General features: G+C 46.0%; 19 protein-coding genes. All 19 read left to right on the plus strand.

The window, feature by feature from the left end; translation table 11 throughout:
* Entirely contained in the window at positions 1-1,047 is a 1,047-nt protein-coding gene (locus CS921_RS05565; RefSeq protein ID WP_099222072.1) for an EscU/YscU/HrcU family type III secretion system export apparatus switch protein, read from the plus strand.
* An 18-nt stretch (positions 1,048-1,065) separates the two neighbouring features.
* Positions 1,066-3,132, plus strand: a complete 2,067-nt coding sequence (locus CS921_RS05570; protein ID WP_099222073.1) for an FHIPEP family type III secretion protein — start codon at positions 1,066-1,068, stop codon at positions 3,130-3,132.
* A 12-nt stretch (positions 3,133-3,144) separates the two neighbouring features.
* Complete coding sequence (locus CS921_RS05575) at positions 3,145-4,374, plus strand: flagellar biosynthesis protein FlhF (protein WP_099222074.1); 1,230 nt, start codon at positions 3,145-3,147, stop codon at positions 4,372-4,374.
* Complete coding sequence (locus tag CS921_RS05580; RefSeq protein ID WP_099222075.1) at positions 4,371-5,150, plus strand: flagellar hook-basal body complex protein; 780 nt, start codon at positions 4,371-4,373, stop codon at positions 5,148-5,150. Before CS921_RS05575 ends, CS921_RS05580 begins: the two co-directional genes overlap by 4 nt.
* 25 nt (positions 5,151-5,175) lie before the next feature.
* Positions 5,176-5,967, plus strand: a complete 792-nt coding sequence (locus CS921_RS05585; RefSeq protein WP_099222076.1) for a CheR family methyltransferase — start codon at positions 5,176-5,178, stop codon at positions 5,965-5,967.
* A 15-nt stretch (positions 5,968-5,982) separates the two neighbouring features.
* Positions 5,983-6,318 carry a DUF3964 family protein gene (locus tag CS921_RS05590; RefSeq protein WP_099222077.1) on the plus strand — a complete coding sequence of 112 codons (336 nt, stop codon included), beginning with the start codon at positions 5,983-5,985 and terminating at the stop codon, positions 6,316-6,318.
* Positions 6,319-6,343: 25 nt separating this feature from the next.
* On the plus strand, positions 6,344-7,183 hold the full coding sequence (motA, locus tag CS921_RS05595) for a flagellar motor stator protein MotA (RefSeq protein ID WP_099222181.1): 840 nt from the start codon (positions 6,344-6,346) through the stop codon (positions 7,181-7,183).
* On the plus strand, positions 7,155-7,970 hold the full coding sequence (locus CS921_RS05600; protein WP_099222078.1) for a flagellar motor protein MotB: 816 nt from the start codon (positions 7,155-7,157) through the stop codon (positions 7,968-7,970). The genes motA and CS921_RS05600 overlap by 29 nt, the downstream gene beginning before the upstream one ends.
* 5 nt (positions 7,971-7,975) lie before the next feature.
* Positions 7,976-8,476 (plus strand): hypothetical protein, encoded by a 501-nt coding sequence (locus CS921_RS05605; protein WP_099222079.1) that lies wholly within the window; start codon positions 7,976-7,978, stop codon positions 8,474-8,476.
* Between the two features lie 17 nt (positions 8,477-8,493).
* Positions 8,494-10,395, plus strand: coding sequence for a tetratricopeptide repeat-containing glycosyltransferase family 2 protein (locus CS921_RS05610; RefSeq protein WP_099222080.1), 1,902 nt, complete (start codon positions 8,494-8,496; stop codon positions 10,393-10,395).
* Positions 10,396-10,408: 13 nt separating this feature from the next.
* Positions 10,409-11,317, plus strand: coding sequence for a chemotaxis protein (locus tag CS921_RS05615; protein WP_099222081.1), 909 nt, complete (start codon positions 10,409-10,411; stop codon positions 11,315-11,317).
* 171 nt (positions 11,318-11,488) lie between these two features.
* Entirely contained in the window at positions 11,489-12,418 is a 930-nt protein-coding gene (locus tag CS921_RS05620; RefSeq protein WP_099222082.1) for a flagellin N-terminal helical domain-containing protein, read from the plus strand.
* A 230-nt stretch (positions 12,419-12,648) separates the two neighbouring features.
* Positions 12,649-13,005, plus strand: a complete 357-nt coding sequence (locus tag CS921_RS05625) for a response regulator (protein WP_099222083.1) — start codon at positions 12,649-12,651, stop codon at positions 13,003-13,005.
* A gap of 20 nt (positions 13,006-13,025) precedes the next feature.
* Positions 13,026-14,894, plus strand: coding sequence for a chemotaxis protein CheA (locus CS921_RS05630; RefSeq protein ID WP_099222084.1), 1,869 nt, complete (start codon positions 13,026-13,028; stop codon positions 14,892-14,894).
* Positions 14,895-14,906: 12 nt separating this feature from the next.
* Positions 14,907-15,203 carry a FliM/FliN family flagellar motor switch protein gene (locus CS921_RS05635; RefSeq protein WP_099222085.1) on the plus strand — a complete coding sequence of 99 codons (297 nt, stop codon included), beginning with the start codon at positions 14,907-14,909 and terminating at the stop codon, positions 15,201-15,203.
* An 11-nt stretch (positions 15,204-15,214) separates the two neighbouring features.
* The gene (locus CS921_RS05640; RefSeq protein WP_099222086.1) at positions 15,215-15,625 is read left to right on the plus strand and encodes a hypothetical protein; all 411 of its coding nucleotides are present in this window, start codon (positions 15,215-15,217) and stop codon (positions 15,623-15,625) included.
* A gap of 15 nt (positions 15,626-15,640) precedes the next feature.
* Positions 15,641-16,717, plus strand: a complete 1,077-nt coding sequence (locus CS921_RS05645) for a flagellar hook-length control protein FliK (RefSeq protein WP_099222087.1) — start codon at positions 15,641-15,643, stop codon at positions 16,715-16,717.
* Positions 16,699-17,121: a flagellar hook capping FlgD N-terminal domain-containing protein gene (locus tag CS921_RS05650; protein ID WP_099222088.1), complete on the plus strand. Its 423-nt coding sequence runs from the start codon at positions 16,699-16,701 to the stop codon at positions 17,119-17,121. Before CS921_RS05645 ends, CS921_RS05650 begins: the two co-directional genes overlap by 19 nt.
* 36 nt (positions 17,122-17,157) lie before the next feature.
* Complete coding sequence (locus tag CS921_RS05655; protein WP_099222089.1) at positions 17,158-18,393, plus strand: flagellar hook protein FlgE; 1,236 nt, start codon at positions 17,158-17,160, stop codon at positions 18,391-18,393.
* Positions 18,394-18,400 lie beyond the last annotated feature (7 nt).

Here is an 18,400-nt window from a genome sequence, read left to right on the forward strand (position 1 = left end):
TTGGCGAAGGACAATAAAACGGAAAAAGCGACGCCGAAACGAATCAAAAAAGCGCGGCAGGATGGTAATGTGGCGCGCAGTAAGGAAATGACGAATCTTTTTTCAACGCTGGTGATTGCGGGGCTGCTTTACTTTTTCGGGCATCTGTTTGTAGAAAATACGGTAACGGGGTTTCGGATGCTACTGGAAGAGAAGGCGAGTCTTGCGGGGCTTAGTCATTATGCGTATACATATGTAGGACTGCTTGTTCGGGTATTGTGGCCGGTGATGGCGATGGTACTTGTTCTTGGAATCGTCAATTATTTGGCGCAGGTGGGCTTTTTGTTTACTACAAAGGCGATCAAACCGGACTGGAAGAGAATGAATCCGGCGAATTATTTTAAACGGGTGTTTAGTTTGAAAGGGATTGTCGAGATTACGAAATCACTTTTAATCATTGGCTTGCTGACGTATGTGGCCTATGTGGGGTTTCGGGATCATCTGGATACACTGATCAGTTATACGGGGCAAAATTGGCTGTATTCACTGCAACAGATCATCGCGCTTTTTAAAAATGAGTTCTTGGCTTTGCTGCTGATTTTGGCGGCGATTGGTTTGCTCGATTATATCTATCAGAAATATGAATATAAAAAGGGTCTTAGAATGTCTAAGCAGGAAATCAAGGATGAGTTTAAGAATACGGAAGGGCGACCGGAAGTGAAGCAGCGGCAAAGGAGCATCGCACGTGGTCTTCTCCAAGGGGCGATTACGAAAAAAATGGCGGATGCGACGTTTGTGGTGAATAATCCGACGCATTTGTCGGTTGTGATGCGCTATGATAAAACGCGTGATCATGCGCCGTTTCTGCTGGCGAAGGGAGAGGACGAGTTGGCGCTTTTTATTCGTCAGGTTGCGGAAGCGGAAGGGGTGCCGATGATAACGAATCGGAGTGTGGCGCGGACGATTTACTTTACGATGAATCCGGATGAATACATAAATGAAGAGCTGTATGCTGCAGTGATTGAAATCATGAAGGAACTCATGGATCAGGGCGAGCTTAGCTTGTAAAAAAGGAGTAGGGGAAAAATGGCACAGTTGAAAAAATATTTTGCGATTCTTATCGCTGTATCATTTGTGATTGCGCTGATCGTACCGCTTCCGCCGTTTGTGCTGGATTTGGTGATTGTGACCATTTTGGCGCTTTCAGTGCTGGTTTATATGCGGGCAACTTCTATCAAGGAATGGAGTGAGCTCAAGAGTTTTCCTACTTTACTTCTGCTGATGGGAATTTTTCGGGTTTCCATCAATATTTCAACGACGCGAGCGATTCTGACGACGGGAGATCCGGGGCAGGTTATTCAGCAGTTTGGTAATTTTGTGATTGGCAGTAATTTTGTTGTTGGGATTGTGATTTTTATTATCCTGATCGTGTTTCAGTTTATTGTGGCGAATGGTTCGTCGCGAACGGCTGAGGTGGCGGCGCGTTTTACGCTGGATGCTTTGCCGGGGAAACAGATGGCGATTGATGCGGATTTGAATCAACGGATGATTACGGAAGTAGAGGCGCGAAACAAGCGGGCAAGTCTTAATATGGAGACGGAATTCTACGGTGCGATGGATGGCGCGGGGAAATTCGTAAAGGGGGATGTGCTCTTTACGGTGCTTCTGGCGATTGTCAACATTGTTTTTGGCTTAATTGTGGGAATGATGCAGGGGGGCCTGAGTTTATCAGAGGCAGTGATTAAATATACGGAGCTGACGATTGGAGACGGGATTGTTTCGCAGATTGGTTCCCTTTTAATGGCGATGTCAACGGGGGTTATCGTGACGCGGGTCTTTGATGGGAATGAGGATAACGTTGCGGTTGGTATTTTTAAGGAATTGATGAATAATGCGATCGTTGTTTATTCACTGGCGGGCATGTTTATTCTGATGGGTGTGTTTAGTCCGCTGCCGCTGGTTCCCTTTGCGGGGATTGGCTTGCTGCTGCTTGCGCTTGGTTACCGGACACAACAGGGGTTAAAGAAGGCGCATGAAAAGGAGCTTGCTGCTGAAATGGCGGAGATTCAAGCGGAAAATCGGCGTCAGGAGGAAGAACATCAGCAGGCATTTGGTGCGAGTCAGGAAAAATATCCGGTGGTCGTGGAGCTGGGACTGAATATTGCGGCACTTGTGAAGCAGAAGGTGCAGGGGGAGACGGCAAAGGATAAAGTGATTCTGATGCGGAAGTCGATCATGCAGGATTTGGGGATTGGCGTACCGGGGATCAATTTTAAAGATAATACGAGTTTTCGACCGCGCGGCAAATATGTGATCAAAATCAAGGGAGTCAAGGCGGCGGAAGGGGTGCTGAAAGCGGGGCAGCTGCTTGCGCTTAAGACGCCTGGCGTGATGGAAGAGCTGAATGCCGAGCCGACGAAAGATCCGATTTTTGGCGAAGAGGGCTACTGGATCATGCCGAATGATTTGGAAGAGGCGCAGATGAAGAATTATCAGGTGCTGGAGCCGCTGAGTATTTTGATTACCCATTTGGATATGACGGTGCGGAAGAATTTATATGACCTTTTGATGCGGCAACAAATTAAGGAGCTGCTTGACGGGCTGGCGGATGAGAATGAAGTACTGCTTGAGGAGATCAAGAAAAAAGAGATTGATTATGCGCTGATTCAGGGCGTTTTGAAGCAGCTTTTAAAAGAGGGCATCTCCATTCGCGACTTGCCGACGATTGTGGAGGGCATTATTGATGGACAGACGATCTATCCGAATGATCTGGATGGAATTACATCTTTTGTGCGGGAGCGGATTTCCAAATCGATTTGTGAACAGGCGAAAAATGCAGATGGGAAAATTTATGCCATGCTTTTGGATGACCAAATTGAAATGGAAAGTGAGATTGTTACGACGCCTTATTATGGCTATGCACTCAACTGGGAACTTGATAAAGAGCTTCGAGTGATGAAACATTTGCAGGAAAAGTTGGAAAAAGCACAGCTGACGGGACGGGAGCCGGTTGTTTTGACGAGAAGAAAAGATTTTCGCTTTGGTTTTGTTCGGGCGCTTGAACGGTATCAGATCGAGATTCCGGTCTTGTCGATCAGTGAGCTTTCGCCAGAGACGGAGGTTGAACAAATCGCGCTGATTGAGGCGACTTAGGGAGGTTTTGAAATGGCGACAGAAACGGTGGAACGTATTGAAATTTTTAAAGCGACGTCTAAACGCAAGCTGCATCAAAAGATTCGGGCGGTCTCAAGTGGGCCGTATAAAATCACGGATGAACGGGTGACAAGAGAGGGCTTTTTCAAAAAGACCTATGAAGTGACGGCTGTCATTACGCAATATGTGACGATTGCCCAGCCTTCTGCTGCGGGATTTGAAGAGAAGCTGGTGCAGGCGGCGATGCCCTCCTCAAAGCGAACCCAACCAGCCTTGCTAAAAAAAGAAAAATTGATTGAGATGTTGAAAAATGGAGCTGAATTGACACAAAGTACGCCGCTGCTTGAGAAAAAACGGCAGCAGGAGGAGGAACTGGCGGCACTCAAGGCGGAGCTGGCTAGTGCGAACCAGGTCCTTTCGGAAAAGCTGCGGACGGAACGGGAGGCGAATAGTGCTTTTGTTCGGCTGTTGCGTGATGCGGGCTTGGCGGATAAATATATTGCTGATTTTACTAAAGCGGGTCGCGTGGTTTTTCAATCGGTCGAAAATATGCATCCTGATGATATCGGGGAATGGTTTGTACCGTTTTTAACGGGCAGGCTTCCGGAAGAGGCGGCATTTGATTTAAAGAAGCACCGGGTGATTTCACTGGTTGGGCAAACGGGGGTCGGGAAGACGACGACGCTTGTCAAGCTGGGCTATCAGCTGATGAAGCAGGGGCGATCGGTGGGCTTTATTACGACGGATACGTTTCGTTCAGGGGCTGTCGAGCAGTTTAAGGGCTATACGGGAAAGCTTGATGCTGAGCTGATGGTGGCTGAGACGCCGGCAGAATTATACGAGGCGATTGACTATTTGAAATATGTACATCAGGTGGATCATATTTTAATCGACACGGTGGGGCGCAATTATTTGAAGGCGGAAGCACGAGCGGAACTGCTTGAATATAGTCGCGAGGTTCGGCCGGATTTGACCTGTTTTGTCTTTTCATCGGGTTCAAGCAGCCAGGATGTCTTGGAAATCTTGCCTAAATTGAATGAGATTCCGCTGGATGGTCTGATTATTACGAAAATGGATGAGACGAGGCGGTTTGGTGAAGTCTATACCGTGATGGAGGAGTGCTCAATGCCGGTTCTTTATATGACGGACGGGCAGAATATCAGTGCAGATATTTTTCAGCCGAAGCGGCGCTGGTTTGCCGAGGCGCTTTATCAGAATGCAAAGGGGGAGACGGTGACGTGAAAGGCTTATACATTGGCGCGGCAGGTATGATGACGAATATGCAGAAGATCAATGTCCGGTCGAATAATATGGCGAATAGCAGCACAAGTGGATTTAAATTCGATCAGATGACGACGACACCAATTTCTAAGAAGACGGTGATGTTTCAGGATAATGCGAGTAGACGCGCGATTGGGACGACAGAATATGCGGTTCGTCCGGAAGAAACATATGTGAATTTGAAGCCGGGTAGCACGTATATTACAGGGCGGGATCAGGATTTTTTTATTCGTGATCTGGATCCGGATGCTGGGGCAAGCTTTTTTGTCACGGAGCTTAGAGGGCAAACGTATCTGAGTCGTGGCGGTCAGCTCCATGTCAATGCTGATGGCTATTTGCATACGGTGGAGGGCGCTCATCTTTTGGATAAAAATGGTGCACAGATTCGTGTGGGTGTCGGGACAAAGCTGCAGGTTTCAGCGGATGGTCGAATTTATAATGCGGAAACGGGGGCCTTTTTGGCACAGCTGGCCACGAAGTTTGTTCAGACGGCGGATAAGGGGCGTTTGGTTCAGTTTAGCGGGGGCAAGATGCAGCTGGAAGGAATGGATACGCTTGCACTTCCGGATGGGCGCGGCACGATTCAAAATGGCGTTCTGGAAATGAGCAATGTGGATTTGGGTGCCCAGATGGTTGGACTGATGGAAGATCAGCGGATGGTGCAGGCTTCGAGCAATGTTATGGCAATGTTTGACAAGGTGTATGACAAGGAAGCGACGGGGCTGACTCGTCCGTAATTTAAAATGGAGAAAGGGGCCGCACATGTATACGGATATTCGGCAGGATTATGCAGTTTTTGCACAGGCGATCAAACAGGAGATGGGGCTGGATCTGACTTTTTATAAAGAAACACAGATGAAGCGGCGGATCATGGGGTTTATGGAGAAGAAGCAGATTAAAAATTACCATGCTTTTTTACGAAATTTACGGGCGGATTCGCAACTGCTGGCTGAGTTCATGGCGATGATCACGATTAATGTCACCCAATTTTTCCGCAATCGTGCCAAATGGGATACGCTGGAAAAACAAGTGCTTCCAAGGCTCATTGAGGAAAGATATGCGCGGCTTCGGGTTTGGAGTGCCGCATGTTCCAGTGGCGAGGAGGCTTATACACTTTCGATTATTTTGAAGCGCATGCAGGCAAATTTGAATTATGAAATCTTGGCGACTGATCTTGAGGCGGAGATTTTAAAGCGGGCGGTTTTGGGGCATTATTCAGAAAAACAATTGAGTGAAATGACGCATGCGGAGATTTTGACGAGTTTTGAAAAGAAACCGACCTATTATCAAATTAAGAAGGATCTTCAAAAACATGTGCGTTTTCAGAAGCATGATCTTTTGATGGACAGTTATGACAATGGGTTTGACTTGATTGTTTGTCGAAATGTGTTGATTTATTTTACGGCGGAAGGAAAAGAACTGGTGTATCAGAAGTTTCAGAAGGCACTTCGTCCGGGTGGTATCTTATTTATTGGCGGCTCGGAGCAGATTTTGAATCCGTCTAGTTATGGCTTTGAGTCGGTGGATAACTTTTTTTACCGAAAAATATGTTGAAACGGGAGGAAACACATGTTACGAGAAGAGAAGTTGGCGCAACTGGCAGTATTTGAGGACAAGCCGAATCTGCTTGAACAAGTATTAATGCTTGAATTACAAACGGGCGATTATTTGCCTAATCAATTTGAAACGGTACAGACGGCGGGCTACCATCTTGCGGAAAAGTTTATTCAGTTGGGGCGGGTGGGTTCCTTTTATTATTTGGGGATTCGCGGGGAAAGAGAGACGGAATTTCGCACGCAGGCTTTCCATGGGCCGGAAAATATCAAGAGTTTTTTTGTCCATTTGCCGGATATGGAGCAAAAGTTGCTGGCGTTTTGGCTGAATGAAGTAGAACGTGTAAGTTAAAAATAGCGGGAGAGGAATGAAAAAAATGGAGATCACGACGATTATTGGCTTGATTCTGGCAGTTTTGGTCATTGTTGCGTCGTTTACCATCCAGCATATTTCGCTGGCGATGCTTTTTAGTGCAGAGGCGCTGATTGTCATTTTGGTGGGGACGGCTACAGCTGTTTTGATGGCGCATCCGTGGAGTGATGTCAAGGTGACGCCGAAACTGTTTAAGATCTTGTTTATGAAAGATCGCGGGCCGTCAAAAGTAGATATTCTGAGGGATTTTAAGAATTATGCAGATACTGTTCGACGAAGTGGTGTGCTGGCGCTTGAAAGTGAAATCGAGGAAATCAAGGATCCTTTTATGAAACGCGGCATGCAGATGGTGGTGGACGGTCAGTCGACTGCTGAATTTTTGCGTGATGTCATGGAAGAAGATGTGGCCAGTATGGAGGAGCGACACGCCAGGTATGCTAAAATTTTTGCGTCGGCGGGGGCCTATGCGCCAACGCTTGGGGTGCTTGGGGCGGCGATGGGGCTCATTCATGCGATGGGGCAGATGTCGAATCCGGATAAGCTGAGTGAGGCGATTGCAGCGGCTTTTATCTGTACGATTTTTGGGATATTCACGGGGTATGTGATCTGGACGCCGTTCAGTAATAAGCTGAAGGTGAAGTCGGGGATTGAGGTTCATACGCGTTATATGATGATCGAGGGGCTGGTTTCGATTCAGGAACGAAATGCACCCAGAACGGTGGAGGAGCGCTTGCTGTCTTTTTTAAGTCCGAAAGAGAAAGAAGTGTTACTGAGTGGAAAAGGGGAGAAAACGAAAGAGATGGAGGGAACAATCGGTGGTCAAGAGGCGCAAGAAACCGCATGATGAGCATATTGACGAAACTTGGTTGATTCCTTACAGTGATCTTTTGACGCTGCTTTTGGCACTATTTATTGTGCTCTTTGCATCCAGCGCAATCGATGCGAAGAAATTTGAGCAGATGGGAAACGCTTTTAAAAAAATTGTGGAAGAAGGCAGCGCGGGGAATCAGGCGTATGTTTCCAAGGGGGATGCGCCAAATGATCCGAATGTGAATGCGGTGATTAAAGCCATGGAAGAAGAGGATAAGAGGAAAAAAGAAAAAGAGGATGAGGAGAAAAAGAAGGCGGCTGCAGATCTTGCCAAAAAAGAAAACGAGAAGCAGCTGGCAGATTTTAAAGCACAGCTGGATTCATACATAAAAGAGGCCCATTTGGAGGCGAAAATGACGACGAAGTATTCTGGGGAAGGGGTGCTGGTAACCATTCGGGATGATATTCTTTTCCAGTCTGGTAGTGCGGAGCTAAATGAGGACAAGCGGGCGATTGCAACGGAGCTGGGGAAAATTTTTGAAAAAGGCAACGGTTCGATGGAAGGGATCATCTCTGGGCATACGGATAATGTGCCCATTCATACGAGTCAGTACGGCTCAAATTGGAAGCTTTCGGCTGCGCGAGCGGTGAACTTTATGGAGGCGATTCTAACGGGGAACGAGCATCTCGATCCGGGGCTTTTTAGCGCTCGGGGCTACGGGGAGTTCAAACCGATTGCTGGGAATGACACAGCGGAAAATCGTGAAAAAAATCGACGTGTTGAAATTTTTGTTCGGCCGGTTGATCAAGCGAAGGAGTGAGGAGTGTGCAGGTTCTTCTGACGGGATCGCATCAATTGACGGAATTTGATCAGGCGGAAATTCAGGCGTATTTGAAAAAATATGCCTCGCAGAATCAGATTCATCTGCTCGCCTATAAATCAGTTGAAAATCCAGTGCTGACATTCTTTTTGGAAAATGAGGCACTGGCTCCGCGATTGTTTTTGTACACGCTGGCCGAAACGGAGGTTATGAGTGAGCCGTTCAAGACGTGCTTCACCTATTTGACGGCACTTGGCGCGACACATCAGGTATTCGGTACGTATAAAACGATGCTGGAGCGGTCGGTGTATGCGCATTTTTATGAGCAACTGATTGCGAAAATGGACTTGGTAACTTGTTTTTATAATGGGGATAAAGCGACTGATTTGATTGCAGTGGATCTTGCCAAAACGGCCGGGGTCCAGAGTATGATTGTTGATTTGCCAAAAACAAAAAAGCATCTGATTCATCGAAATGAATTGGATAAATTTAAGCTGATAAATTAAAGGAAAGAGGGAAAAAAATGCGGCCACTTGTTTCGATTTGTATGATTGTCAAAAATGAATCACATATTTTAAGGCAAAGCTTAGCCTCCTTTAGAAAATTTACGGATGAAATCATCATTGTAGACACGGGATCAGAGGATGATACAAAAGCAATCGCACGGGAATTTACGGAGCATGTCTATGATTTTACCTGGACGGGGAATTTTTCCGAAGCGCGAAACTTTGCTGCGGGAAAGGCTAGTGGAAAATGGATTTTGGCGCTGGATGCAGATGAATGTTTGGAAGAGGCGAGCTATCAGAAGATGGAGGCTGAGCTGCGTTCTGAGAATCGGGCGGATGCAGAAATTTTTGCGGTAGAGATCATTAGTTTTACGGGTGAAAAAGGGGCGCATACGGTTACGAGCAAGATGGCACGGGTGTATAAAAATAATCAGAAGATCGCTTTTTTCGGTGCGCTTCATGAACAGCTTGATCATGTGGACGGGAAAACGATGCCGCTATATGAGCTGGGCCTAAAAGTGTATCACTACGGCTATATGGTGAGTGTTGTTGATAAGCAAGGGAAATCGGAGCGCAACTTGAAGATTCTTGAAAAAGAGCATTCTAATAAACAGGGTGGCTTTCATCACTTTAATATGGGGCAGGAAATGCGCCGGTTAGGGAAAAATAAAGAGGCCTTGCAGTGCTTTACAAAGGCATTTAAGGCGCGTGAGCATAATCAGCTTATCTGGGCGAAGCTGAGTGCTTATTATATTGCAGAGCTGCTTGGTTTTGAAAAACGTTTTGACGAGGCTTTGCAAATTTTAGAGGAAGCGCGGATTATTTGGCCGGATGTACCGGAATTTCTGTTGAAAAAAGCCGATTTGTATGATGTGACGCACCAGTTGGAGGATGCCAAGGCGATTTATCATAAATTGATCGAGCCGGCAGATGTGACGTATCATCCAATCGTTTTGTATGAGGCAACGCGGTTTTTACCATACAAGAGGCTGGGACTTTTATACATGCAGGAAAAAGATTACACGCGTTCGATGAAATATCTGGCGCTTGCTTATCAGGAAAATAGTTCAGACTATGTGGTGATGTTCCAGATGATCACGCTTTTGAGCAAGTTTCACCGTCCGGATGAAGTGTTTGACTTTATCATTCGGCATCAGTTTGTGAAAAACCTGGATGTGGGGATTAAGCTGCTTTCCATGATTATTCAACAGGGGCTGACAGAGCTTTCACGACTGCTTTTCAATTCGCTGGAGGGGCTCGAACCGCTGCTTGTGGAAATTTTTCAGACGCGAATCGGGACGATGCAGGATTTTTATCCGGTCATCAGTGAACGGGCGGTGATTGCTGGGATCAAAACGAATTTGGTGGATGCGGGTGATTTGGCGATCTGGCAGTTTGAAAATCGGTCACTCCATTTAGATGATGTGATGAAAAATAGTAATGTGGGTTCGATCTATCGCTTTATTTTTGAACAGGGAAGCCAGGCGCCGCGGGACATGTATTTATTTGTGCTGGAACGGGCGATTGCTTTAGGAAAAGGGGCATTTGTCGATCATTTACTGACGTTTCGCGGGGTATATCCTGAGCAGATTCAGGCAGAGATTGCAGATATTTTCTTTAAATATGATTACTTTGATATTGCACTTGATCTTTATAATGTTGTGGATGCAGATGAGGTGACGAAGCAGGGCTATATCAATTTGATTGGTTACTTGACGGAACATGAGATCTATGACGAGGCGCTGGCCATTGCGGAACGCGGCTTGGAAAATTTCAGTGATGATTTTCGGTTTCATCGTTTTGCCATTCAGTTGGATGAGGAGAATCGGTTGAAGCGGATTGGCGAGGCGATCGATGCTTTTCCGAATAATCGCTATTTGGCAGAACTTTTAGATGCAGAAACAACGAGTGTCTATTAAAGGAGGAAAAAACATGAGTGAAGAAAAAGGAATTTTGTTACAAAGTGGTACAAATGAGCTTGAAATTGTTACTTTTACAATTGCAGAAAACCTATTTTGCATCAATGTCTTGAAAGTGAAGGAAATCATTCATCCGCTGGAAGTAACGCCGGTTCCAGAATCACATGCGGCGATCGAAGGTGTTACACAGGTGCGTGGCGAGATCATTCCGGTTGTGAATTTATCGCGGGTGATGGGGCTTCCGGAAAAAGAATTGGCGGATACTAAATTTATTATTACCGAGCTGAATAAAATGAAAATCGTTTTTCGTGTGGATGAGGTTCATCGGATTCAACGGATTTCTTGGGAACAGATTGAGGAGCCGGAAAAATTGTCGATCGGTTTGGAAGATCTGGCTGTAGGTCTTGTCAAGCTGGAGGGGAAAATTATTCTGCTGCTCGACTATGAAAAAATCATTTATGAAATTAGCGGTCATGGTGATTTTGCGATTACGGCGCGAGAAAAAGAAGGCGGACAGGTGAATCGGGCGGAGAAGGTCATCTATATTGCGGAGGACTCTCAAATGCTTCGGCAGCTTCTGGAAGATACGCTTCATGAGGCTGGCTATCAGAATCTGCATTTCTTTGTGAACGGGCTGGAGGCGGATGAGCATATCCAGAAATTGTTTGCTGAGCAGAAAATGAAGACATTCGATAATTTGCATCTTCTGATCACCGATATTGAAATGCCACAAATGGATGGGCACCATCTGACGAAAAAAATTAAGGAAAATGAAGTGGGGCGCAACCTGCCGATTGTTATTTTCTCTTCGCTGATCACAGAGGATCTTCATCATAAAGGAGAAAATGTCGGTGCTGATGCGCAAGTAAGCAAGCCAGATATTCATCAGCTGATTTCAATTGTGGACGATCTCGTATTATAAAATATAAAAAAATGGCGCTATCAAACGAATGATAGGTGCCATTTTTTTATTAAAAGTCCTATTTTTATATTTTTTAATAAAAATTATTGATTTTTTTAAAAAACAAATATATAATAGAGCATATAGAAAAGGAGCGATGCCTTTTCTAAACTGAATTTAGGAGGGAAAAATATGCAAGTAAACACGAATATTATCAGCTTGAAAACACAAGAATACCTTCGTAAAAATAATGAAGGTATGAATCAAGCGCAAGAACGTCTTGCATCCGGTAAACGTATCAATAGTTCACTAGACGATGCTGCAGGTCTTGCTGTAGTAACACGGATGAATATCAAAGCAACTGGCCTTGATGCAGCAAGTAAAAACTCTTCCATGGGGATTGACTTACTGCAAACAGCTGACTCAGCGTTAAGTTCGATGAGCTCGATCTTACAACGTATGCGTCAATTAGCTGTTCAATCTTCCAATGGTTCGTTCAGTGATGAGGACAGAAAGCAATATACATCTGAGTTCAACAGCTTGATTAAAGAGCTGGATCACGTGGCGAATACAACAAACTACAACAACATCAAACTGCTTGATCAAACAGGCGGCGGTAGTGCTACGGTTAAAGTTCAAGCTTCGGATAAAGCGAATGACACAATTTCTGTCAGCCTATTCGATGCAAAAGGCTTGTCGAGTGCAGAGCTTGAAGTTAGTGCAGCAACACCAACTGTTTACGAGGATCCAACAGGTGTTAATACAACAACAGTTGTCACTTCAGCAGTTGCAGCGGCGACAGTTGCCGGCTATAGTGCGCTTCAAGTGGGCACTGCAGAAGATGCTCAAAAAGCCACTCACGCAATCGATCAATTGATCAATAAGATTTCTGATGGTCGTGCGATTCTTGGTGCGGGCATGAGCCGTTTGAGCTACAATATCTCAAACGTTAACAACCAATCTGTTGCAACAAAACAATCGGCTTCTTCTATTGAAGATGCAGATATGGCGGCAGAAATGTCCCAAATGACGAAATACAAGATTTTAACGCAAACTTCGATCAGTATGTTAAGCCAAGCGAACCAAACGCCGCAAATGCTAACACAACTTATCAACAGCTAATTTTCGTTTTTATCTATAGAAAGTTCACCCACAATGGCCCCTTATCTCCCCGGATAAGGGGCTTTTTTACAAAAAAAGTAGCAAAAATAGAAGATATCCGTTATATTTTATTATTAAACATTATTTTTTTTATAAAAAGGTAGTAATTAATTTTCTTTTATTATAAAATGATATTATGAGGTTTATTGAAAAATAATTGAAAAATGTTGTTTTAAGGGAGTGTTTCTTTCGTGAAGTTGTTAATTGTTGATGATGCCATGTTTATGCGAACGATGATTAAAAATATTGTCAAGGATAGTCAGTTTGAAGTGGTGGCTGAGGCTGAGAATGGTCTTGAGGCGGTCAAAAAATATGAGGAATATAAACCGGATATTGTGACGCTTGATATTACGATGCCGGAAATGGACGGCCTTTCTGCATTAAATGAAATCATGCAAAAGGATCCAAGCGCTAAAGTTATCATGTGTTCGGCGATGGGGCAGCAAGGCATGGTTGTAGATGCGATTAAAAAAGGAGCGAAAGATTTTATCGTAAAGCCCTTTCAGGCAGAACGGGTATTAGAAGCGCTTGAAAAAGCAGCCAGATAAGAGGATAGGAGAGAAGTCAAGTGACAACAAATATGCTTGATTTATTTATCGAAGAGGCATCGGAGCATTTGCAATCGCTTAACGACAACATGTTGCAACTTGAAAAGGAACCGGAAAATGAGCTGCTTGTGAGTGAAATTTTTCGATCAGCGCATACGTTTAAAGGCATGTCTGCAACGATGGGCTTCCAAAATGTGGTCGATCTGACACATGCGATGGAAAATGTGCTGGATGCTGTTAGAAATCATGAACTAGCTGTCACGGAGCATTTAGTTGATATCATCTTTACGTGTACATCCCATCTGGAAGAGATGGTAGCGGATATCAGTCAAGGCGGGACGGGAATGATTCAAATTGATCGAACGGTTGCGGCACTGAATGAACTGCTGGCAGAAGAAGCTGCTCATTTGCCGGGGATGACGAATTATAAACTGACGATCAAAATTGATTCGGCGGCTGTTTTGAAAGCAGTGCGGGCAGTGATGTGTCTGGAACGGCTGGACGGGTTGGGCAACATTTTGGAGACTTCCCCGAGCGTGCAGGAAATTGAAGAAGATGCTTTTGGGGATTCCTTTATTGTACAGTTTGAATCGGAGTTTTCGGCGGCTGAAATTGAAGCGGCGCTACTAGATATCACCGAGATCGAGACGGCAGATGTCAAAGCGGAGGCGGATACCCATCTGGTGCAGCAAGCAACGAAAAGTCCGCTGCCTAAAACGGCGGTCAAAAAAAATGTCGCACATTTGGAAAATAAAACGATTCGCGTGCAGCTGGAAAAAATCGAAAAATTGATGAACATGTTTGAGGAAAGTGTGATCGAGCGGGCCCGGATCGATGAAATTGCTGCCAGTACGGATAATAAGGAACTGGTTGAGCATTTGACAAGGCTGGGGGCGATTTCCAAAGAAATTCAGAATGGGCTGCTCAACATGCGGATGGTTCCGATTGAAAATGTTTTCAACCGCTATCCAAAAATGGTGCGCGGGCTAGCCAAAGAGCTTGGCAAGAAGATCGAGCTGGAAATAACGGGTGCCGATACGGAAGTGGACAAGATTGTGATTGATGAGATTGGCGATCCGCTGGTCCATTTGATTCGCAATTCTGTTGATCACGGGGCGGAAACGCCAGATATTCGCCGGGCAGCGGGCAAATCGGAAACGGCTACGATTCGACTAGAGGCTTTTCATAGCGGCAATAATGTGATTATTCAAATCAGTGATGACGGCGCCGGGATCAACCGGAAGCGTGTGCTTGAAAAGGCGATCGAAAAGGGTGTCATTGACCGGGCAGATGCGATGAAGCTTTCAGACCGGGAAGTTTTTGAGTTGCTGTTTGACTCTGGTTTTTCTACGGCGGAGCAGGTTTCAGATATTTCAGGTCGTGGCGTTGGGCTTGATGTCGTACGTAATACGATTCTGAAAATCGGCGGCAAGATGACGGTCGATTCGGTGGAAGGCTCGGGCAGTACATTCCGGATTGAAATTCCGCTCACATTGTCGATCATTCAGTCGATGCTGGTCGAAACGCGGGAGCATCGCTATGCGGTTCCGCTTGCAGCTGTGCAGGAAGTCGTGACGATCGAGCGTTCCAGAGTGGAGAACATCCATGGCAAAAATGTGCTGCAGTACCGGGACTCGATTATCGAGGTGATCGATTTGAGTGAGCGGCTGCTTGAAGGACCACTTGAGGCGGCGGAAGAAGAGCTGCTCTTGGTCGTGAAGAATGCCGAGCGGACAATTGGTCTCAAAATCAGCGAGGTGATCGGTCAGCGGGAAATCGTGCTGAAAACGCTGGGCGGCTTCTTTAGCGAAGCAGAAATTGCTTTTTCGGGTGCGACTATCCTGGGAGATGGCCGTGTGGTGCTGGTCTTAAACTTAGAAACGTTTTAGGAAGTGAGTAGAGTGACGGAAGCTTATCATGTGGATCTGCCTGAATGGAATCTGGCAAAAAAGAATGAGGAAATGCCCTCCAAGGGAATCGAACAGGTAGAGAATATTGGCGTTCATTTGATCGTTCGGCTTGGGCGAAAGGAAATGACTGTTGGGGAAATTCGCGAGCTTTCCGTTGGTGATGTGCTGGAAGTGGAAAAAAAACCGGGTCACAAGGTGGAAATTTTTCTGGACAATCATAAGGCGGGGATTGGTGAAGCGATTTTGATGGATGAAAATTTTGGCATTGTGATTTCCGAAATCGACTAGGGGGAGGCAACATGAAAAAGGAGATACTGGAAGCGATTCAATTCAAAATCGAACAGGAAAAACAACAAGTTTCTGCAGAGCTGGCACTTTTACTCCAAAAAAAGGCGCAGAACGAATGCCAGATTGCCCATGAGGAGGCCGTGCTTTTTTCAAGAGAAAGAGGGATTGGAGCTGGTCGAGTCATGCGGGCGGGTGCATTGCAACTACATGGTTTTTCAAAAAAGAAATTTGATCAGCTGCAAAAAGAGGCGGAGCAACTGAAGCGCTATATTCGCCAAAATGAAGCCATCCTTTTGCAGTTGGACGAAACGGAACGAGAGGCATTAAAGCTTTATCAGACGGAAGCAGCCGTTTATATGCGGCAGGAAGAAAAGAAAGTGGAACAGGACCGTTTGGACATGCAGCTGATTTTAAACAAATAAAGAGGGGGAGAAGTTTTGAACTTGCCACCGATTCAATTAAAGGATTTTTTTGGAGAATTTGCAGCACTGGAAACGGAAGAACAGACAGAAAAGGGAGATGGGGTCAAAACAGACGGCTTTAACGGGCTTCTGGCAGAGCTTTTTACAGCGGAACAGAAACAAAATGCGGAGAAAATGCCACGGTCAGAAGAGAAAGCTGTTTCCCACCAGTTGGTGAAGGCGATTCCCGAAAGACAGGTTGAGCAGACGGAGCTGGCGGTTCTTTTTGCGGAAATTCTGCAGAAAACCGATCTTCAAACGTTTTCAAAAGGAAGTATGCAGCCTGTCCAGACAGAGAAAATAGAACTCGGGAAAGCGGGGCAAGTCATACCAACAACGTTAGAATCGGCGGGGAAACGGGATGAGACGGCGATTAAGCTGGCTATACCGGAGGATGTCCCTGAGCGACTGCCAGATGATCACAAACGAATGACGAAAATAACAGAGCCGGAAGTAAGAACAGACCGACTTTTGATGAAACAACCGGAAGAAACCATCCTTCTTTCAAAAAACGAGCTGGAAGCGGCAGTACCGTTGAAGCAAGCAGACATGGTGGTGCACAGCAGTCGGGCGGAACAGATGAAAGCGGCTCCTGCTGAAGCAAAAACGCTGGCAGAAGTGAAAAATGAGTTGGAAAAACAGGTGGCTGAGCTTGAAAAAATGAAGGTGGGGCGGGAGCAGTTGTTTATTCGCTTGAAGCCTGCGCATTTGGGGCAGATTGAGCTCATTTTGAAAAAGTCGGCCGACCAGCTGATCATACGAGCGGAGTATACGGAAAGCGGTGCGAAGGAAAAAGTGACGCAGGTGATGCAGGAGCTGCGGACGCAATATAAAGAAAAAGGGATGGATATTCAATTTGTCACAGCTGAACGTGTGCCGCCGTCTGCTTCAAAAGCGGAAGCCAGTCTGGTTGCGGAAGGGAATCAAAGACGTGAGCCGGATGGAGACCGCGGACAAAATGGTCGAGAGCAGCAGGAGAAGCGGGAGCATAGGGAGCAAGCAGAGAAAATAGAAGCGGATGAGGAGGAACAGGATTGGATTTTCCCGTTGTAGGTGCAGATAGTCAGACGAATAGTGTGACCACTGCTGGAACAAAGACGCTGGGTAAGGACGATTTTATGAAGCTGTTTTTGACAAGTTTGCAGTATCAGGACCCATCAAGTCCCATGGATACCAATGAAATGATGAGTCAGATGGCACAGCTTTCCCTGATGGAGCAGGTCGCCAATATGACGACGGCTGTGGATAAATTAGCAGAAACGACGCAAAATTCGACATTTCAACAGGCGGCTTCCTTTTTGGGGAAGGAAATCAAAGGGGTTGCCTTGAGTGGTGATATTATCAGTGGTGAAGTGGAAGGCATTCAGCAGACGATGAACGGCGTCATGTTGAAATTGAAAGGGAAAGAATCACTTGTACCACTGACGTATGTGACGGAAATCAAGCAAAAAAGCTGACAAAATTTAGGGTGAATTTTAAAGGAGTGGGTAAAAATGAATCAATCCATGTATACCGCAATTTCGGGGATGAATGCCTTTCAACGGGCACTCGCAGTAACATCTAACAACATTGCCAATGCCAATACAAGCGGCTATAAAAAACAATCGGTCGTTTTTAATGATTTGCTGTATCAAAATACGATGGGGTCTGTTGCAGGCAGCAGCTATGCTGGAACCAATCCGATGAGTATCGGCTCGGGGACCAAGATTGGCGCTGTCATCACGGATTATACGGCGGGTTCGCCAACAGCCACCGGGCGCAACAAGGATGCGGCACTTCAAGGAAAGGGCTTTTTCGTTGCAGGTGACAAAACGGGTGGCAACACGGTCTACACGCGAAACGGGGCCTTCTCGATCTCCTCGGATAATTATTTGACAACGCAGGGCGGGAAATATATTTTTGGCTATCCGACTGACAAAAATGGCAATGTGCTTAGTACGAATTTGCAGCCAATTCAAATTCCGCTCAGTGGGGCGATTCCAGGTGAAGCAACGAAAAATGGCAGTCTGAGTGGCAATATTCCGCTCGACTGGAAGGGGAAAGATACGATCACGACAGAGCTTTCGGTTTATGATAATGCGGGTGGCAAGCATAAGATGGGGCTTTCGATTAAAGCGGCAAAACCGGATGCAAGTGGCAATATTTCGTATGCATTTGAGATTCAAATGGACGGAAAGGCTTTGACACCGCCTGTGACCGGGACGCTTCAATTCAATGCGCAGGGGCAGCTGCAAAATCCGGATGTGCTTAAAGCGATCAATATTAATCAAACGGTGGGCGGCAAAACGATCAATTTGGACTTTGATTTGAGCAAGCTGACGAATTACGGGACGGAGCAGACTTTTACGCCGACGAGTGATGGCAAGGGTGCGGCAACTGTGAAGGACTATGCGATTACAGATGCGGGCTATATTGCGGTCAGTTATTCGGACGGGACGGTCGTTCCGGTGGCGCAGCTGGCAGTGGCTGTTTTTGCGAATGAAGACGGTTTGGTGAAGATGGGCGATGGGGAATATGTGCCGGGGCTTTCATCTGGAGATCCAACATTCGGAGTTGCGGGACAGAATGGCTCAGGCGGGATCAGCGGGTCAGCACTGGAAGGCTCGAATGTGGACTTGTCGCGGGAATTTGTAGACCTGATGACTTTCCAAAGTGGCTTTCAGGGGAATACAAAAGTCATCCGAATTGCAGATGACATTATGAAACAGATCGTCAACTTGATTCAATAGGAGCGGA

The organism is Listeria costaricensis (assembly GCF_900183385.1).
GTDB classification, from domain to species: domain Bacteria; phylum Bacillota; class Bacilli; order Lactobacillales; family Listeriaceae; genus Listeria; species Listeria costaricensis.

Coding starts and splice junctions, on each gene's coding strand:
- motA (WP_099222181.1), top strand. CDS start 6,344: ATGGAGATCACGACGATTATTGGCTTGATTCTGGCAGTTTTGGTCATT.
- CS921_RS05570 (WP_099222073.1), top strand. CDS start 1,066: ATGGCACAGTTGAAAAAATATTTTGCGATTCTTATCGCTGTATCATTT.
- CS921_RS05585 (WP_099222076.1), top strand. CDS start 5,176: ATGTATACGGATATTCGGCAGGATTATGCAGTTTTTGCACAGGCGATC.
- CS921_RS05640 (WP_099222086.1), top strand. CDS start 15,215: ATGAAAAAGGAGATACTGGAAGCGATTCAATTCAAAATCGAACAGGAA.
- CS921_RS05590 (WP_099222077.1), top strand. CDS start 5,983: ATGTTACGAGAAGAGAAGTTGGCGCAACTGGCAGTATTTGAGGACAAG.
- CS921_RS05575 (WP_099222074.1), top strand. CDS start 3,145: ATGGCGACAGAAACGGTGGAACGTATTGAAATTTTTAAAGCGACGTCT.
- CS921_RS05620 (WP_099222082.1), top strand. CDS start 11,489: ATGCAAGTAAACACGAATATTATCAGCTTGAAAACACAAGAATACCTT.
- CS921_RS05610 (WP_099222080.1), top strand. CDS start 8,494: ATGCGGCCACTTGTTTCGATTTGTATGATTGTCAAAAATGAATCACAT.
- CS921_RS05615 (WP_099222081.1), top strand. CDS start 10,409: ATGAGTGAAGAAAAAGGAATTTTGTTACAAAGTGGTACAAATGAGCTT.
- CS921_RS05655 (WP_099222089.1), top strand. CDS start 17,158: ATGAATCAATCCATGTATACCGCAATTTCGGGGATGAATGCCTTTCAA.